The 16,354-nt window shown below is 65.2% G+C and carries 17 protein-coding genes; 6 read left to right on the top strand and 11 right to left on the bottom strand.

The genetic code is table 11. The annotated features are described in order from the left end of the window. Window position 1: 1 nt before the first annotated feature. From ACU8YE_RS13475 to ACU8YE_RS13455, 5 genes are all read right to left on the bottom strand, one after another. Window positions 2-535 (bottom strand): hypothetical protein, encoded by a 534-nt coding sequence (locus ACU8YE_RS13475; protein ID WP_446928926.1) that lies wholly within the window; start codon window positions 533-535, stop codon window positions 2-4. A 43-nt stretch (window positions 536-578) separates the two neighbouring features. Continuing rightward, window positions 579-1,262 (bottom strand): cysteine peptidase family C39 domain-containing protein, encoded by a 684-nt coding sequence (locus ACU8YE_RS13470; RefSeq protein ID WP_433866258.1) that lies wholly within the window; start codon window positions 1,260-1,262, stop codon window positions 579-581. 19 nt (window positions 1,263-1,281) lie between these two features. Next, window positions 1,282-1,716 (bottom strand): hypothetical protein, encoded by a 435-nt coding sequence (locus tag ACU8YE_RS13465; RefSeq protein ID WP_260803090.1) that lies wholly within the window; start codon window positions 1,714-1,716, stop codon window positions 1,282-1,284. 124 nt (window positions 1,717-1,840) lie between these two features. Continuing rightward, window positions 1,841-3,133, bottom strand: a complete 1,293-nt coding sequence (locus ACU8YE_RS13460) for a hypothetical protein (protein ID WP_446928925.1) — start codon at window positions 3,131-3,133, stop codon at window positions 1,841-1,843. A gap of 705 nt (window positions 3,134-3,838) precedes the next feature. Next, window positions 3,839-5,554, bottom strand: coding sequence for an AMP-binding protein (locus tag ACU8YE_RS13455; protein ID WP_232041913.1), 1,716 nt, complete (start codon window positions 5,552-5,554; stop codon window positions 3,839-3,841). Window positions 5,555-5,786: 232 nt separating this feature from the next. Between ACU8YE_RS13455 and ACU8YE_RS13450 the strand changes: the two genes are divergently transcribed. Beyond that, on the top strand, window positions 5,787-6,296 hold the full coding sequence (locus tag ACU8YE_RS13450) for a gluconokinase (RefSeq protein ID WP_232043087.1): 510 nt from the start codon (window positions 5,787-5,789) through the stop codon (window positions 6,294-6,296). Between the two features lie 16 nt (window positions 6,297-6,312). Here the strand turns inward: ACU8YE_RS13450 and ACU8YE_RS13445 are convergent, their stop codons facing one another. The 4 genes from ACU8YE_RS13445 to ACU8YE_RS13430 all read right to left on the bottom strand — a co-directional run bounded on the left by ACU8YE_RS13445 (window position 6,313) and on the right by ACU8YE_RS13430 (window position 9,978). Further along, entirely contained in the window at window positions 6,313-7,107 is a 795-nt protein-coding gene (locus ACU8YE_RS13445; RefSeq protein WP_232041912.1) for a hypothetical protein, read from the bottom strand. A 57-nt stretch (window positions 7,108-7,164) separates the two neighbouring features. Beyond that, window positions 7,165-8,136, bottom strand: a complete 972-nt coding sequence (locus tag ACU8YE_RS13440) for an alpha/beta hydrolase (protein ID WP_232041911.1) — start codon at window positions 8,134-8,136, stop codon at window positions 7,165-7,167. Window positions 8,137-8,410: 274 nt separating this feature from the next. Next, window positions 8,411-9,244, bottom strand: a complete 834-nt coding sequence (locus ACU8YE_RS13435; RefSeq protein WP_045203800.1) for a hypothetical protein — start codon at window positions 9,242-9,244, stop codon at window positions 8,411-8,413. Window positions 9,245-9,396: 152 nt separating this feature from the next. Beyond that, on the bottom strand, window positions 9,397-9,978 hold the full coding sequence (locus tag ACU8YE_RS13430; protein WP_232041910.1) for a tetratricopeptide repeat protein: 582 nt from the start codon (window positions 9,976-9,978) through the stop codon (window positions 9,397-9,399). Between the two features lie 330 nt (window positions 9,979-10,308). Here ACU8YE_RS13430 and ACU8YE_RS13425 point away from each other — a divergent pair, with 330 nt between their 5' ends. Further along, the gene (locus ACU8YE_RS13425; RefSeq protein ID WP_260803094.1) at window positions 10,309-10,887 is read left to right on the top strand and encodes a TetR/AcrR family transcriptional regulator; all 579 of its coding nucleotides are present in this window, start codon (window positions 10,309-10,311) and stop codon (window positions 10,885-10,887) included. 16 nt (window positions 10,888-10,903) lie between these two features. On the opposite strand, the gene ACU8YE_RS13420 is transcribed toward ACU8YE_RS13425, so the two are convergent. Together ACU8YE_RS13420 and ACU8YE_RS13415 are read right to left on the bottom strand one after the other, a co-directional pair. Further along, window positions 10,904-11,674, bottom strand: a complete 771-nt coding sequence (locus ACU8YE_RS13420; RefSeq protein ID WP_045203803.1) for a glycosyltransferase family 2 protein — start codon at window positions 11,672-11,674, stop codon at window positions 10,904-10,906. A gap of 54 nt (window positions 11,675-11,728) precedes the next feature. After that, window positions 11,729-11,989, bottom strand: a complete 261-nt coding sequence (locus ACU8YE_RS13415) for a phosphopantetheine-binding protein (protein WP_004633317.1) — start codon at window positions 11,987-11,989, stop codon at window positions 11,729-11,731. 412 nt (window positions 11,990-12,401) lie between these two features. On the opposite strand from ACU8YE_RS13415, the gene ACU8YE_RS13410 reads away from it, so the two are divergent. From ACU8YE_RS13410 to ACU8YE_RS13395, 4 genes are read left to right on the top strand one after another with little or no spacing between them, the layout of a single operon-like run. Next, window positions 12,402-13,076, top strand: a complete 675-nt coding sequence (locus ACU8YE_RS13410; RefSeq protein WP_414560153.1) for a COG4648 family protein — start codon at window positions 12,402-12,404, stop codon at window positions 13,074-13,076. 26 nt (window positions 13,077-13,102) lie between these two features. Next, complete coding sequence (locus ACU8YE_RS13405; RefSeq protein WP_446928924.1) at window positions 13,103-14,800, top strand: AMP-binding protein; 1,698 nt, start codon at window positions 13,103-13,105, stop codon at window positions 14,798-14,800. Beyond that, entirely contained in the window at window positions 14,797-15,759 is a 963-nt protein-coding gene (locus ACU8YE_RS13400) for an LpxL/LpxP family acyltransferase (protein ID WP_446928923.1), read from the top strand. The genes ACU8YE_RS13405 and ACU8YE_RS13400 overlap by 4 nt, the downstream gene beginning before the upstream one ends. Then, window positions 15,756-16,352: an outer membrane lipoprotein carrier protein LolA gene (locus ACU8YE_RS13395; protein WP_446928922.1), complete on the top strand. Its 597-nt coding sequence runs from the start codon at window positions 15,756-15,758 to the stop codon at window positions 16,350-16,352. Before ACU8YE_RS13400 ends, ACU8YE_RS13395 begins: the two co-directional genes overlap by 4 nt. Window positions 16,353-16,354 lie beyond the last annotated feature (2 nt).

Raw genomic sequence — 16,354 nt, 5'->3', positions numbered from 1 at the left:
CTCAGTGCAGAGTGGTGGCGACGTTGGCCAACGCGCCTTGCAGCACGTTGGCGAGATTCATCTGACGGAATTGCGGCAGGCTGTTGACCGCCGCATTGATGGTCGTCACCGCCTGCAGCGTCTGGTTGTTCAGGCTGTTCTGGATGACCGTGGCCGCCGCTGCCGCGCCCGCGCTCACATCGGGCGGTGCGACATTGTTGGGGCCGTTCTGCACGAGGTTGACCGTGTTGACCACCGAGGCCAATTGCTGCGCCTGGGTGGCCGTCATGCGTGCCACATCGGGGATGTTGACCGATGCGCTCGCCACCAGATCGCCGTTGACGTAGACCGCCCGGTCGATGCCGAACGAGATGCGCAGCCCTGCGAGCGAGGGCACATCAAACCCGCCGCGCATGTCGTCAAGCTTGTCTTCGGACACGGCGTGCCAAGCATGGACGGGATTGTCACCCATGCCATCCATGCCGGCCGCAAACGCATGCCCGGCCGCAGCCAGCGCAAACCAGCCGGCCCACGCCATCTTGCCAAACCGCTTCATGATGCCCTCCTGCCGGACGACCGGACTGCCATGCAGACGATGCTCAGAAGTCGGAAGGACCGTGCTTGGGAACGACGATGTTTCCCAGGCCACTGCGGTCCATGCCCTCCTCCAGCGGCGCACGCGGTGCCACGCGCCAATCCGATGCGGCATTGAACGTCGCCCCCGCCTCGCGGTTGTGGACGACGAACAGCAAATGGTTGTCCCACATGCTCTCGAAACTCGCACGCGGAATCGCACGCGTGCCCATGGCCGGATCGCCCACCAGTACGCGCCCTTCCTGCACGCCCTTGACCACCACGAAGTGGTGATAGCCGTTTTCGGTCAACAGCACGATGGCCGGCAAGTGGGCGTCCTTCAATGCATCCAGCGGCTGCTCGAAACCATCGGCCTCAAAGCCCACAGACTGCAGATAGCGTTTGATGTCGAGCAGCGAAAAGCCTTCTCGCCGGATCTTCTCCTGGTTGCCATGCTCGTACATGGCCTGGAACACAGCCTGCTCGCTCACCGGATAACCGTACTGATACGTGAGCAGCGTCGCCACTGCGGCCGACCCGCAACTGAAGTCGAAGCGCTGATGCACGGTGCGCAGATAGCGCGCGGCCTTCATGCTCGTCACGGGCACGGCATACGTGCCGCCGCCCGTGCCGAGCATGTCGATCGCGCCCGCCAACGCGGGCCCGCACATCAGTGCCATCAGCACTGCACCGCACGCCTTGCGCATCATTCCGTCCTTCACAACGAACTCAAGGCCGGAACTGCACGTTGACGATGGTGGCGTTCTGGATCAGCACGTTCGCTCCGCTGTTCTGGATGACCGTGGGGATCCCGCTGGCGTTGGCAAACGAGCCGTCGCGCACGATGTTCGACCCCGTCGCCACGTTCACGGCGGCGTTGTCGCTCACGGTGCCCGACAGGCGCGCGTCATTGACGGTCTGGTAGAGATCCTGCGTGCCGCCGCGATAGCTGTCGAGCCGATCTGCACCCACCGCATGACCGAACCCAGGCACCGACACGGCCGCGGCGACCGGGGGACGCACCGCTTCCGTATTGGCTGTCTGAGCACCGTCTGCGATGGACGCATCGTCCGCCGCCATCGCCGCTGCCGCTGGCCACCCTGCCAGGCCGCATGCCAACCACCATGCTGCCCATCCTGCTGTGGTTCTTCTGTCGGATCGCATCGAATGTCTCCTATACGCTCCAACTGCGGGCCGGACCACGGATGCGGTCCGGCCCTGTCCACCGCCATGCGCGCAACGTCACCGCACGCACAGCGGCACTTCCCCGCTCACACCCGATGTCGACTCAATGGCCGACATTCAGGTTGGCCTGCACGTTGACACTTTGCTGGACGAGAGATGCAAAGCCGCTGTTCTGGTTCGCAATCATCACCCCGGCAGCGGACTGGCCGACACTGGTCATGGCGTTGGACATGTTGAACGTGCCTGCGTCCACCACGACTGTGCCGCCTGCACCGCCGGTGCCACCCACCGCACCGTTGCCGACACCGCCATTGCCCACGCCGCCTGCACCGCCGGCCGCACCGACTGCACCCACAGCGCCATTGCCTGCTGTGGACGACGCCGCGCCGTTGGTTGCGCTGCCGTTGGTCGCGCTGCCGCCTGCGCCGCCATTGCCGGCCACGTTGGTAGCTGCACCGCCCGCACCTGCTGCGCCGCCCGTGCTGGTGCCGGTGGCCGCGCTCGTGCCAGTGCCTGCGCCACCAGACGCTGTGGAGCTGCCACTGGTGCCGTTACCGCCCGCCGCGCCGTTTCCGCCGGCCGCGGCTGCAGCGCCGCCCGTTGCTGAGCCTGAGCCGTGATGGTGATTGGCGTCACCGCCATTGGAGCCACCGGCACCGCCGCCGCTGCCTCCAGCGCCACCGCCCGCCGCACTGGCGCTGCCTGCCAAGCCACCCAGGCCCGCGCCCAGGCTCGCCGACAGCGTGCCGGAACTGCCGCCGCTACCACCGCCGCCTGCGTTGCCTGCAGCGCCACCGCCATTGCCACCGTTGCCGGCCACTGCGCCGCCGTTGGTCGCACTGCCGTGCGTGACACTGCCCGAGCTGCCGCCCGCGCCACCGCTGCCGCCTGCACCGCCAGCGCCACCATTGCCGCCAGCGCCTGTGCCGCCGTAGCCGTATCCGCCACGCCCGCCCGCACCGCCATTGGCCGAGCCGCCATTGTTGGTGGCGACGTTGCCGATGCCCGACACGCTGATGTTGGTGACGGTGCCATCCAGCTTCGAAACTGCAATTGCCTTGCTTGTGTTAAAGGAGTTGGTGAATGTTGCCGTTGCCATACCGCCGTTGTTGGCGGCGGCGGTGCCATAGCCGTCTGCATTGGCCCAGCCGCTGTTGTCGCGGTTACTGCCCTGGCTTTGGTTGTTGTGCTGATTCGAGTTATCGGTTGCCGTGGTGGTTGTGGTGGTTGCGGTGTTCGTCGTCGTGTCTGTGCTGGTGTTGGTTCTGTTGATGGTTGACGTATTGGTTTGGGTCTTGTCACCCGCGCCGGACGCCGTGTTCCCGATGTCGGCCAATGCAACGCCAGAGACCCCCAATCCCATGGCGATCGCGGTGGCCAGTAAGGTCTTCTTCATAACGCACTCCATAAAGGTGAGAGGGACGGCTGGAAACGCAGCCAGTGAGGCCGGCGCGCTCTGCCTGTGGGAAAAACATGACCCACCCCGGGGCGGCTCGTTTGCATAATCGGTGCCAACTTCCCGGCCCGCCCCACACGGGTGTTCTAAGCGTTTGAAAACGCAAAAGTTTCACCGGCACGCGCATACATGGGCGCGCGCCGTGCCACGCAATCGTGTCGACACATGCAACTTTTGGGGGGCTGTTGGCGCCTTTTCGGTTGCGGCACCGATACACCGTCGTGTCACGCATGGCAGCCATGGCACGCATGACCTTCGCGCGAAGACGCAAACCACACGCACGCATGCGCGCAGCGAAGATGTTTGAGACGGACGATTGGGTGGGTGTTTCAGGCGTGATACACCGCCGCCTCGTCGTTCACATTGCGTGAGCGGTGGGTCGCCGGCGGGTGAGCGTGCCGTGGCGCACGTCGCGTCGTGTTGCGCGCCTCGATGGCATGCACATCGCGAACACGCGGCCTTATGTGGCCGTTTGACTGCGAGTGCCCCCTATCAGCAAGACGCACGCGGGAAACGTGTCTCGGTTTTTACCCCGGGCGTTGCCCAGGCAGGCGAACAAAGCTGCGCGCGGCAAGCATCGTCAAGGCAACGAAAAGCCGCGCGCAACCGGTTGGCATTTCAGCGGCGAAACCGCAAGCTCCGGTTTTAGGCCGTGGCGGCCACCGTCAGCTTGAGTTCTTCGATCATGCGGTCGCGCATGACGAACTTCTGCACCTTGCCCGTCACCGTCATCGGCATCTCGGTGACGAAGCGGATATAACGCGGGATTTTGTAGTGGGCGATCTGGCCCTGACAGAACGTGCGAATCTCATCTTCCGTGGCCTGCTGGCCGGGCTTGAGGACGATCCACGCGCAGACCTCTTCGCCGTACTTCGGGTCGGGCACGCCAAACACGTTGACGGCCTGCACCTTCGGATGCCGGAAGAGAAATTCTTCGATCTCGCGCGGATACACATTCTCGCCGCCGCGGATGAGCATGTCCTTCACGCGGCCGACGATGTTGCAGTAGCCCTCGGCATCGAACGTTGCCAGATCGCCCGTGCGCATCCAGCCGTCGTGGATGGATTCGGCGGTCTTGGCCTCGTCGTCCCAGTAGCCGAGCATGACCGAATAGCCCTTCGTGCACAGCTCGCCCTTTTCGCCCACGGGCACGACCTCTCCCGCGCCATCCACCAGCTTGACCTGCAGATGCGGCTGGATACGGCCGACAGTGGTCACGCGCTTGTCGAGCGGGTCCGTTACGGCGCTCTGGAATGACACCGGGCTCGTCTCCGTCATGCCGTACGCGATGGTGACTTCACGCAGGTTCAGCTCCGACACCACGCGTTTCATCACCTCGATAGGGCAAGGCGATCCGGCCATGATGCCGCCGCGCAGCGTCGATACGTCAAAGCTCTTGAAATCCGGATGATCGAGCTGCGCGATGAACATCGTCGGCACGCCGTGCAGTTGCGTGCAGCGTTCTTCCGCCACCGTGCGCAGTGTGGCCAGCGGATCGAACGCCTCGCCCGGAAACACCATGCACGCGCCCGTGGCCGTGCAGGTGAGCACCGACATGACCATGCCGAAGCAGTGATACAGCGGCACGGGAATGCACAGCCGATCGCCCTCTTGCAGGTTCATCGCCATGGCAACAAAGCGCGCGTTGTTCACCACGTTGACATGCGTGAGCGTGGCGCCCTTGGGCGCGCCGGTCGTGCCGCTGGTGAACTGGATATTGATGGCGTCGTCAGGCGACAGCCTGGTCGTGATGGCATCCAGCGCATCAACGGGTACGCTTTTTCCGCGCGCAATGACGTCGGCAAAGTTCAGCATGCCGGGCGTTTCGGCCTCGCCCATGCGGATGACCCAGCGTAACGCCGGCAGCTTGGCCGCGTTCAGCACGCCCGGCTGCGCGGTCGCCAGTTCGGGCGCGAGCGTCTGCAGCATTTCGAGATAGCGCGAGGTCTTGAACGCCTCGGCCGCCACGATGGCCTTGCAGCCGACCTTGTTGAGCGCGTATTCCAGCTCCGATAGCCGATATGCCGGGTTGATGTTGACGAGGATGAGCCCCAGGCGCGCAGTCGCGAACTGCGTGAGCACCCACTCGACGCGGTTGGGCGACCAGATGCCGATGCGGTCTCCCCGTTCGAGCCCCAGCGCGTGCAGGCCGGCGGCCAGCGCATCGACCTGTTCGGCAAAGGCACGCCACGTCCAGCGCACGTTCTGTTCGCGGAACACAACCGCCTCGTCGTCGGGGCAGCGGCGTACTGTTTCCGCCAGCAACGCCGAGACCGTCACGTGCGCCAGCGGCACCGCCGTATCGCCCACGACATACGACACACCGTTGCGCGGTCGCGCGTCGAAAACCTCACCAGCCATGGATGTCTCCTCCAATCAACGTTGGCCTTTTTGGGGCCTTGTTCTGAATGATTTGTAACCAATGCTTCCACCGCAATTTGACGCAGCTTGACGTATTTGGCAATCCGTTGCCGGACGAACAATGACCCGGAACAATTGCTGCGCTGCAGCAGCAAAAATCGGTGGATGCCGCCATCAACGCGCTAACATGCCGGCCTGACGTTTTGCGCTTTCTTGCACGTAGGGAATGACGATGATCGTAGTAGTGATGGGTGTTTCGGGTTGCGGCAAATCCACGGTGGGCCAGAAGATTGCCGAGCGGCTCGGCTGTGCTTTCCGTGATGGCGACGAATTCCACTCCGAGGCCAACCGCGCCAAGATGCACGCCGGCATCCCTCTGAACGATGACGACCGCAAACCCTGGCTCGAATCCATCCGCGCCTACATGGATGAGAAGACCAGCTCCGGACAATCGCTGGTGGTTGCCTGCTCCGCGCTCAAGCAACGCTACCGCGACGTGCTGCGCGGCCCCGCCGGCAATGCCGAGTTCGTCTATCTGAAGGGCGACTTCGATCTGCTGCAAAGCCGCCTGGCTGCACGGAAAGACCACTTCTTCAACCCGAACCTGCTGCGCAGCCAGTTCGAGGCACTGGAAGAGCCCACCGACGCAGTCATCGTCGACATCGCGCTGCCGCCCGAAGCCATCGTCGACCAGGCTGTCACGCAACTGCAGGCTCGCGCCGCGCACCGCCCGGCCGCCTGAACCTGCCCGATCAGCGCTAGCCGCGCCTGAGTTGTTGCAACACGGCTTGCACCTCGCCGTTGCACACGCGGCTCATGCGCTCCTGCTCACGCGGCGTATCGATCTGCTCGTGCGCCTGCAGCCCCAGTTCGATCAGCGATTGCACGCGCGGCAGCCAATGGCGCGTGAGCGCTGCCTGCAGATCTGCGGCAATGCGGTCTGGGTCTCCAAAATAGAGCCGGCCGCCGTATTCGCTCTCGATCTCCTTGCGGATCACCTCGGCGGCGTGCGGCAGCACCGCTCGGTTGACGGCCACATGCCGCAACTCATGCTCGCGGATGGCGTTGTACGCGCAAGTGCCCGGCGCAAATTCGCGCGCCACCGTCACCCGGAAGTTGTTCAGTACAAGCTCCACCGAGATGGACGGCCGCAGGCAGGTCGTAGCCGGCTGTGTGGCGATAGCCATGTAGCGGCTGTTGACGTCGAAACGTGCGACCAGCGTCGCGTACGTCTTGCCCAGCACACGCGCTGAGCGGTCGTACGGCGGCGCTTCGGCGGTGAGTTGATCGACCGAGCGATCGTTGGAGAAAGACAGCGGCGTTTCAGTGGCGCGCACCTCCACGCGCATCGGGCCGAGCGCCTGGTCGCACGCCTTGAGCCAGTGCGATTTGTTGGCATTGAAGGCGGGGCCGCCCGCAGTGCCTGTCGCGGCGGCGACGTTTTCGATCGGCGCAAAACGCACATCCGCCAGCCTCAGCCGATGCAGCCGACTCCATTGCCAGGCGCCGGCCGCCGCGGCCAGCACCAACCCCAATACCACCACCCGACGCATGCTGGGCTCCCCGTTGGCGCATCCCGACCGGGCTACGCAGGGCCGCCATCGGTTGGGTCATGCCGGTGTCAGTTCCACCGGTTCTCGGTTCTCATGCTGGGCGGCAACCAATCGCCTGATCTGCTCGCCCGATCGTTTGAGCGCTGCGCGCGCCTCTGGAAGGAAAGGATAGAAGATCGGCCACACGTGCGGAAGCCGCCGCCCCATTTCTACCGAAACGGATACCCCGGCAGCCCTCGCGCGCTCGGCCATTCGGAGGGTGTCATCGCGCAGCACTTCGCTGGTGCTGACATAGCAGTGCAGCGTGGGCAGGCCCGTGAAATCGGCATACAACGGCGAGGCGAGCGGATGGTCGGTCGGCGCGCCCGAATCGCCCAGGTACAACGCCGCACCGTGCGCCATCCAGGCACCGCGAAACATCACGTCGGATTCATCGTTGTCGATCAGGCTCTGGCCGGTGGCTGCCAGGTCCGTCCACGGCGAATACAGCACCGCGCCGGCGGGCAGCGGGTCAGCCGCATCGCGCAAGGCCACCAGCAGCGCCAACGCCAGCCCGCCGCCCGCGGAATCGCCGGCCACCACAATGCGCGATGGCGCCACGCCCTGCGCAAGCAGCGTGCGATACGTGAAGAGCGCATCTTCCACCGGTGCTGGAAACGGATGTTCGGGTGCCAGTCGATAGTCCGGGACGCACACGCGGGCCCGCGCATGCGTGGCGAGGCCAATGGTGATCGGGCGATGTGTGCGCGGGCTGCAGAAAAAATAGCCGCCGCCATGCAGATAAAGGACGACGGGCGCATCGGCATGCAGGTCGGGATCAGCGGGCTCGATCCATTCGCCGGTGAGGCCGTCGCCGCCGGCGCCATGGGCCGGCACGATGCGCCAGTCCGGCGGCAGCTCGACCGGTACGGGCATCTTGCGCTTTTCAGCGTGCAGGCGGGTCGCAATGGGGTCGAAGGGTTCCCGCTCGGTCGGCTTCTTGACCTGGTTGCGCACCATCCTTGAGACGACCCAGTTCTGCCAGCTCATCGCGCAACCCTCCGCTGCAAAGTCTCAGGCTAGCGAGGAAGCGCTGCCCAGACAATCGGTTCCCACCCTGCTTGGACGCGAGTGTCCCCATGGGGCAACGCCGTCTCTCAAGCCGTAGCAGCAAGCCTGCCCAAGGGCGACAAGCCGAAAGACGCGCGCTGAGCGCACCCCCGCTTCAAAAGCAAAAAGCCTGCGACGCAACCGCCGCAGGCTTTTTGCTTTCGCACCTTGGGGCGCTGAAGTCCCCTTTCAGTGCCGGCCCCGTTGAGCCCGATCAGTTGACCTTGAGCTGACCGCCGCGGCCCAGGCCACCCTTGACGTCCTGCGCCTTGTAACTGCGCAACGCGACGACCATCTTGTTCCACGCGTCGATAAAGGCGACCACCGTGGCCTTGCCTTCCGGCGTGCTGGAGAAGCCGGCCAGACCGCCGCCCACGCCGCCGCCGAAGCCGGCCAGCACGGCGCCATAGTTCGTCGCCGTCGAGCTGCCTTCCGCAGCTGCGATCTGCACGGCCGAGCGCACGTCAAACAGCGTCAGCGTCACGACCGAAGCCTTCGACCTCACGCTGCCGGCCAGCGCGGCGATGGCGCTGTTGCCCAGCAGGCCGCCCACGGCGCCCGCCACACCGCCGATCGGCGAGTCGTTGATGATGATCTGCGGCTCCATGTAGTAGTCAGCCGCCACGCGCTGGCCCTTCTGCTGCTTGGAGCCGGCACGGTATTCACCGGAGTTGCGCTGCAGATCGGTGATGCGCGACAGGCGTGCGTCGGTCTTCTGGTTGCCGATCGACGTGATCACGAAGCAGTTCGATTGCTGCACGGCCATGCGCAGCAGCGGGTCGATGGTCGTCACCTTGGTGGCGCTGCCGAACTGACCGTACCAGTCGGCATTGCGGCCATCATCCATGGCAATGGTGCCCAGCGGCGAGGCGCAGCGCTCGAGCGTCGGGTCTGCACCCACGCTGGAGCCGCCGGCTGCAGCACCGCTCACGCCGGCGTTCTGACCGCCCGGCGTCACCATGCCGCCGCCTGCGCACGCAGCCAGGGAAGAGATGATCAGTGCTACGCCTGCGGCCTTGGCAGTGCGGCTGAGAAGATTGGTTTTCATATTGTTGTGTGGCTCACATTGAGTCGATGTTCGGCTTATGCGTCCTGCGACTCAATAAGCCCCCCTTGATCAGGCGTACGGGGTGTGCAACAGGCTTTCCCCCTCCCCGAACGGCCTTGAAACGCTTTGAAGCGGATGACTGCGGCGTCTGCTCAGTACCAGTACCAGCTCGTCTGGCGCCAGACGCCGAGGTACGGATAACCCGAATACCAATAGCCGTAGTAAGTGCTGCGCCATTGCGTGCGCCACTTGTAGTCGTCTTCGTCGGATTTCTTGGCCGCGCGTGCCTGCTCAAGCAGCTTCTTCGATTCCTTGTCGCCGCGGCTCACGGCAATCGACAGCCATTTTTCAGCTTCGCGCGGGTCGGAGCCCATCTCTTCCAGCCCGAACAGGTAGAACGCGCCGAGCGCCTTTTGCGCCTGCAGGTTGCCGTGCTCGGCAGCCTCGCGCATCCAGTTCAGCGCCTGGTAGCTGTCCTGGCGGACGCCGTCGCCGCGGAAATAGCGCAGGCCCAGGTCGTACGCGGCCTTGGGCTCCCGCTTGGCAACTTCCTTGAGTGCGGCAATGCGCGGATCTTCGTCGGGGATATTTGCCTGATCAAACGCCACCTGGGCTTTCGGCCGATCGGCACAGCCGCGGTCATCGCACACCCGCACCACATCGCTGGGCGGCTGCGGCTGGGCACACGCTGCCAGCAGTGACACGACCCCCAACATCAGCAAACGATTCCGCATTCGCCTGACCCTCATTTTTATTGTTGCTGTTGATTGGAGAGAAACTCCGCTGGCAGTCAGGTCGGTGCCGGTCGTTTTTGCGATCCCGTTCGCAAAACCGGCAGCCGCCAGATCGGCTGCGCAACGCTTTCTCTTCCGCGCCCCCGCAGGATTTGCGAGCACATGATATAGATCGGTCTACTTTAGCGTGAAGCGTGTGCCGTTGTGTTATCAAAGCGTAAAGCTGACGAAGCAACAACACGCTGCAGCCGACCGTTTTCGGGGCAAGCCGCCAAGGTCGCAACAAGGGGCCGATGCTAAGATGCGGCTCGGCAACCAAGAGAGGTAGCAATGCGCGCAAGTAAGCGCCAACAGGTGGTGGACAAGGCCGGCGAGCTGTTTTCCAAGCACGGCTTTCACCCCGTGGGCGTCGATTGGATCATCGACGAGTCCGGCGTCGCTCGGATGACGCTGTACCGGCACTTTGCCGGCAAGGAAGATCTGATCAAGGAAGTGCTGGAGCAGCGCTATACCTTCGTCATGGGCAGCATTGCCGAGACGCTCAGCCCCATGCCCGACGCCACTGCCCGCCTCAAGGGCATCTTCGATTGGTACGGCACGTGGTTCCGCACCCCCGAGTTTGCAGGGTGCCTGTTCGAGCGCGCACTGGCGGAGTTTGGCGCCACCTGCCCCAAGGTGACCGACGTGGCAGTGCGCTACCGCGACGATCTGCTGGCAATGATGGAAACGCTGCTCAAGGATGTGGTGCCCGCCAATACGGCGCGGCAGCTCGCGGGCGTGTATGTGATGCTGCTGTCAGGCGCCACGGCCGACGCCCGCGCGATTGGCGATCCGTCCGCCGCTTCACAGGCCTGGCAGGCCGCAGAAACCCTTCTGAACCAGGCCAGGGCGACCACCGAAGCGGTCTAAACCCGGCCGCCGCAGGCTACCAGCCGCGCTGCACCCGTCGCGCAATCATCGAGGGCAAGCGCAGCATGCCCTCAGCCGCCAGGCGTAGATGCATCCCGACCAGCAGGATGTTGTCGCGCAGGTACCGGAAATGCGACACACCGCCCTCGTGTGCGCGAAAGTAGCGCACCGGTGCCGCCAGCCGGACCGGACGCACGCCCGCCCAGCACAGGCGCACCGCCGCTTCCGGGTCGAAATCGAAACCGCGCATCCATATATGCCGGCGCATGATCTCGGCCAGCGGTGCAATCGGATAGACGCGAAAGCCGAACAACGTATCGCCAATACCGGCCCACAGGGTCTCGATGTCTGCGCAGCCATTGGAGAGGCGCCGGCCGTGCACACGTATCTGCGGCGCCGTTGCGTCGAACACCGGCTGGCCGAGGATCATCGCGTCGGGCGCCGCCTGCGAGGCAGCCATGAATTCGGGGATCAGGTTGGCGGGATGCTGCCCGTCGGCGTCCATGGTCAGCACGTAGGTAAAGCCCGCCGCGGCGGCGGCTTCCAGCCCGGCCAGTACGGCCACGCCCTTGCCGCGATTGCGCGGCAGCACAATCACGCGCAGCCCCGGGTCTTGCGCGGCCATCGCCTGCAGACGTTCGGTGCTGCCGTCGGTGCTGCCGTCGTCCACCACCCAGACCGGGTTCCACTGCGCGCGCGCACTGCGCACGGTGTCGTCAACCTTGGGGCCTGGGTTGTAGCTTGGAATCAGAACGAGGTGCGAAGTGGAAGCGCCGGTCATCGGCATGGCGTCGGTCCGGCCAAACGTTGAAAACGGAATGCGTCGGGCGCTGGCGCGAGCCTATCGCGTGCGGTGTTCTGCCACGTAGGCCGCGAGCGAGCCCAGCGAGGCGAAGATTTTCTGGTTATCGGGATCGCCCGAGCGCAGCTCAAAGCCGTATTTCTTCGAGATCAGCAGCGCCACTTCGAGGATATCGATGGAATCGAGCCCGAACCCTTCGCCATACAACGGTGTGTCGGCGGTCAGGGCATCGAGTTGAATGTCTTCGAGATTCAGTTCGCCGATCATGAGCGCGGCGAGCTCTTTTTCCAGGTCGTTCATCGGTCTTGCAACCACAGGCGGCGTGCAGCGGGGATTGCGGCCAGAGCCCGCAACGATCTCCTTGCCCGAAGCCCCTGCCTTGTCCAGCCCAGCCTGTGAAAGGGGGTCGTTTAAGCTACGCGGATTCTAGACGAAGGGTCACACCCCGTATAGCGCGAAACCGTGACAAAGACCGCAGATGGCGGCGCCTGCCCGAAGTGACGCAAACGATTCAACGGCTTGCGGGGCGCCGCAAAGCGGCAACAGACGCGACGGCAGGGCCGGCCGGCCGCCGTACATCCGGTTACAAACACGCCGGCGCCGGTTCGGGCGAGACCGGCCCGGGGCCCTAGAATGTGCTCCGCCCTACGATGAAATTGCCGCACCGACCGACGATCACCATGCAGCGCCGCTCCTCCCACCTTGCCCTGCCATGCCGCGACTGACCCGCTTTGCGCGGGGCGCAGCAGGCGTGGGCGCGGTCGTGGCGTATCAGGCCGGTGCGCATTACGCAGCGGCCACGCCGGGCGCGCATGGCATAGGCCTGGCGATGGCGCTCGTGCCGCCGTTGGCAATTGCCTTGGTCGCAGCCACACGTTCCGCGCATCGGGCATGGCTGTTGCCGCTGTGGCTGCTCATCTGCGGAATGCTGTGGACGGCCCGCGCGCCGCTGGCGGCGCATTTTGACTGGGGCCTGTACGCAGAACATGCAAGCTTCAACCTGATGATGGCCTACGTTTTCGGCCGCACGCTGGTGGCAGGACGCGAGCCGCTGTGCACGCGCTTTGCCCACATGGTGCACGGCACGCTCACGCCTCGCATCGCGCGCTACTCGCGGCGGGTCACACTCGCATGGACGCTGTTCTTCCTGGCAACCGCCGCCGTGTCCACGCTGCTATTTGCCGCGGCCTCGACCGTAACGTGGTCCACGTTTGCGAACTACCTGTCGTTGCCGCTGGTGGGCGCGATGTTCGTGGCGGAATACCTGTGCCGCCGCATCGTGCTGCGCGGCGAGCCACACTCCAGTCTGTTCGATGCGGTACGCGCCTATCGACAATCGCAGCAATCCGGGCACGCCACACCCGTCGCCACAGAGCGCTCCCGCTGAACCCACACGCCCTCAAGATTCGCTTCATGCCGACTTACCCGCTGGTCTCCCATCCAACACTCGAACACACGCTGGCCTGGCGTGACGGCGCGCCCGTCTCCGCACGTGCGTTCGTGGCCGATGTGATGGCGCTGGCCGCGACGCTGCCGCCGGGCGGCCACGTGTTCAACGCCTGCGCAGACCGTTACCGCTTTGCCGTCGGGCTGTGCGCGACGCTGTTGGCCGGCAAGATCAGTCTGCTGCCGCCCATGCAGACGCCGCAGATGGTGCGTCAGCTTTCGGCGTTCGCGCCCGATGTGTTTTGCCTGCACGATGCGCCCGCCTGCCCGGTCGACCTGCCGGGCTTTCGTTATCCCGATGCGTTGACGGTCGACGCAACGCTCGTTGACGTGCCGCAGATCGACGCGTCGCAAGTCATGGCGGTGTTGTTCACGTCCGGATCCACCGGCACGCCGGTGCCGCATCGCAAGACATGGGGCGCGCTGGTGCGTTGCATGCGCACGGCAGTCGCGCACCTTGGCCTGGACGACGGGCGCGCCTTCACGCTGGTCGGCACCGTGCCAGCGCAGCATATGTACGGGTTTGAGGTGACGGTGCTGCTGGCGCTGCAGGGCGGCCTGGCGTTCAGCAACCGGCAGCCGTTCTATCCGGCGGACATTCGCGAGGCGCTTGAGGCCGTACCGCAACCACGCGTGCTGGTGACCTCGCCGGTGCATCTGCGGGCGCTGCTGGCATCGAACGCCGCGTTGCCGAGCGCATCGCTCGTACTGTCGGCCACTGCGCCGCTGTCGCAGGCGCTGGCGCGGGAGGCCGAGACGCGCCTGTCTGCGCCGCTCCTGGAAATCTACGGCAGCACCGAAACCGGTCAGGTCGCAACGCGCCGTACCGCGCAAGACACCGCGTGGCATCTGTACCCCGGCGTCCGCATGGAATCCCGCGCCGGCACGCCGGAAGACGATGGCCCAACGGTGTGGGCCGATGGCGGCCACGTCGAAACCCCTGTGCCGATGGGCGATGTGATTGAGCTGATCGACGACACGCACTTTCTCCTGCACGGCCGCAAGACCGATCTGATCAACATCGCCGGCAAGCGCTCGTCGCTGGCGTATCTGAATCATCAGCTCAACGCGATTGCCGGCGTGCAAGACGGCGTGTTCTACATGCCGGACGATGCGTCCACTGCCCCGCATACGCACGGCAGCGCCGCAGTCACGCGCCTGGTGGCACTGGTCGTGGCGCCGGGCCTGAGCGCGGCGGACGTGCTGCGCGCCCTGCATGACCGCATCGATGCAGCATTCCTGCCGCGCCCGCTGCTGCTGGTAGACGCGCTGCCCCGCAACGAAACCGGCAAACTGGCGCGCGATGTGCTGGCCGCGCAGGTCGCACAGCATTCGCACCGCAACGCAGACAAGCTCGCCATGCGCTTCACCATTCCCGCAGATCACCCGGCGTTGCCCGGGCATTTTCCAGGCCACCCGATCGTGCCGGGTGTGGTGCTGCTCGACCATGCGCTCCACACGATTGGTGCGGCGCTGGGCCGCTCGCTCGATGCGTGCAAGATCAGCTCGGCCAAGTTTCTCAGTCCTGCGACACCCGGGGAGTTGCTCGACCTCGCGTTCGAGACGACGGCGAGCAACGCCGTCCGCTTCACCATCCGCGCGGGCGAGCGCGACGTGGCCAGCGGCGTGCTGTCTGCATCGGCGCCGGAGGGCGTTGCCGCATGAAGCGCACCGACTGGGCCGAGCGTCCGGAGCGCAGCAACCTCGCGCTGCTGCGCGCGATGACGTGGCTCTCGCTGCGGCTTGGGCGGCCGCTCGGCCGGGTCCTGCTGTGGCTGATTGCGGTGTACTTCGTGGCGGCCTCTCCGGAGGCGCGACGTGCTTCGCGTGACTATCTGCGCCGCGCCCTCGGCCGGCCAGCCACGCTGCGCGACGTGTTCTGCCACATGTTCACCTTCGGCACGACCATCCATGACCGCATCTACTTGATCAGCGGGCGCTTCGACCTGTTCGACATCCGGTTGCAGGGCCAGCAGCACATACACGACGTGCTGGCGCAGGGGCGTGGTGCATTCCTGCTGGGCGCGCACCTGGGCAGCTTCGAGGTGGTGCGCGCGCTCGGCCGCACCGTGCCCGATCTGCGCGTGGCCGTCGCCATGTATGAAGAGAACGCACGCAACATCAACGCCGCGGTTGCCGCCATCAACCCTGCAGCAGCGCCGGAGGTCATTGCGCTGGGGCGCGTAGACGCCATGCTGCACGTGCGCGAGGCGCTGGACGACAACCGGCTCGTCGGCATGCTGGCCGATCGCACGCTGCTGCGCGATGCTGGGCCATCCGTCCAGCGGCTGGATTTTCTCGGTAGCCCGGCAGCGTTTCCGCTGGGGCCACTGCACATGGCCGCCATGCTCAAGCGCCCCGTGCTGTTCATGACAGGGCTGCACTTGGGCGGCAATCGCTACGCCGTGCATTTCGATCCGTTGGCAGACTTTACCGATGTGCGCCGCGAAGATCGCGCAGCCGCCGTGCAGGCCGCGCTCGGCCGCTACGTTGAGCGCGTTGAACATTACTGCCGCGCAGCGCCGTACAACTGGTTCAATTACTTCGACTTCTGGCAGGATGCCGACGCAGCCGACGCGCAGAATGCCACCCCGGCCGAGCGCCAGACCACCCAAACGCCATGACTGCAATGCGCCCATTCCTCCGCGCCCTTCTGGCCATGCTCGCGGCCAGCATGTTGGCAACGGCCGCCCACGCAGCGGATACCGCCTGGACGCTCGACCGCCTCATGTCCACGCTTGCACGCAACAAGTCGGGGCGCGCCACGTTTACGGAAACAAAGACGCTATCGATTGCGCAACAACCCATTGAATCCTCCGGCGAGCTGGTGTTCGTGGCGCCCGATCATCTGGAAAAGCACACGCTGGCCCCCAAGCCCGAACACCTCGTGATTGACGGCGACAAGCTGACCGTGGAGCGCAACCAGCGCAAGTTCACGATGCCGCTGTCGCAGTACCCCGAGCTGGGCGCTTTTATAGAGAGCATCCGCGCGACGCTGGCCGGTAACCGCTACGCACTCGAAGCGATCTACAAGGTCGCCATCGCCGGCCACGGCGACGACTGGACGCTCACCCTTTCGCCGATCGACACGCGTATGCAGAAGGTCGTCAGCACCATCACGCTGGAGGGCACGCGCGATGTGCTGCGCAGCGTCGCCATCCGCCAGGCCGACGGCGATCATTCGCTGATGCGCCTGCAACGCGTGCCGGGCAATTAAGG

The sequence above is a fragment of the Ralstonia sp. VS2407 genome (genome assembly GCF_052950655.1).
This window is presented reverse-complemented; position numbering and strand designations above follow the sequence as displayed.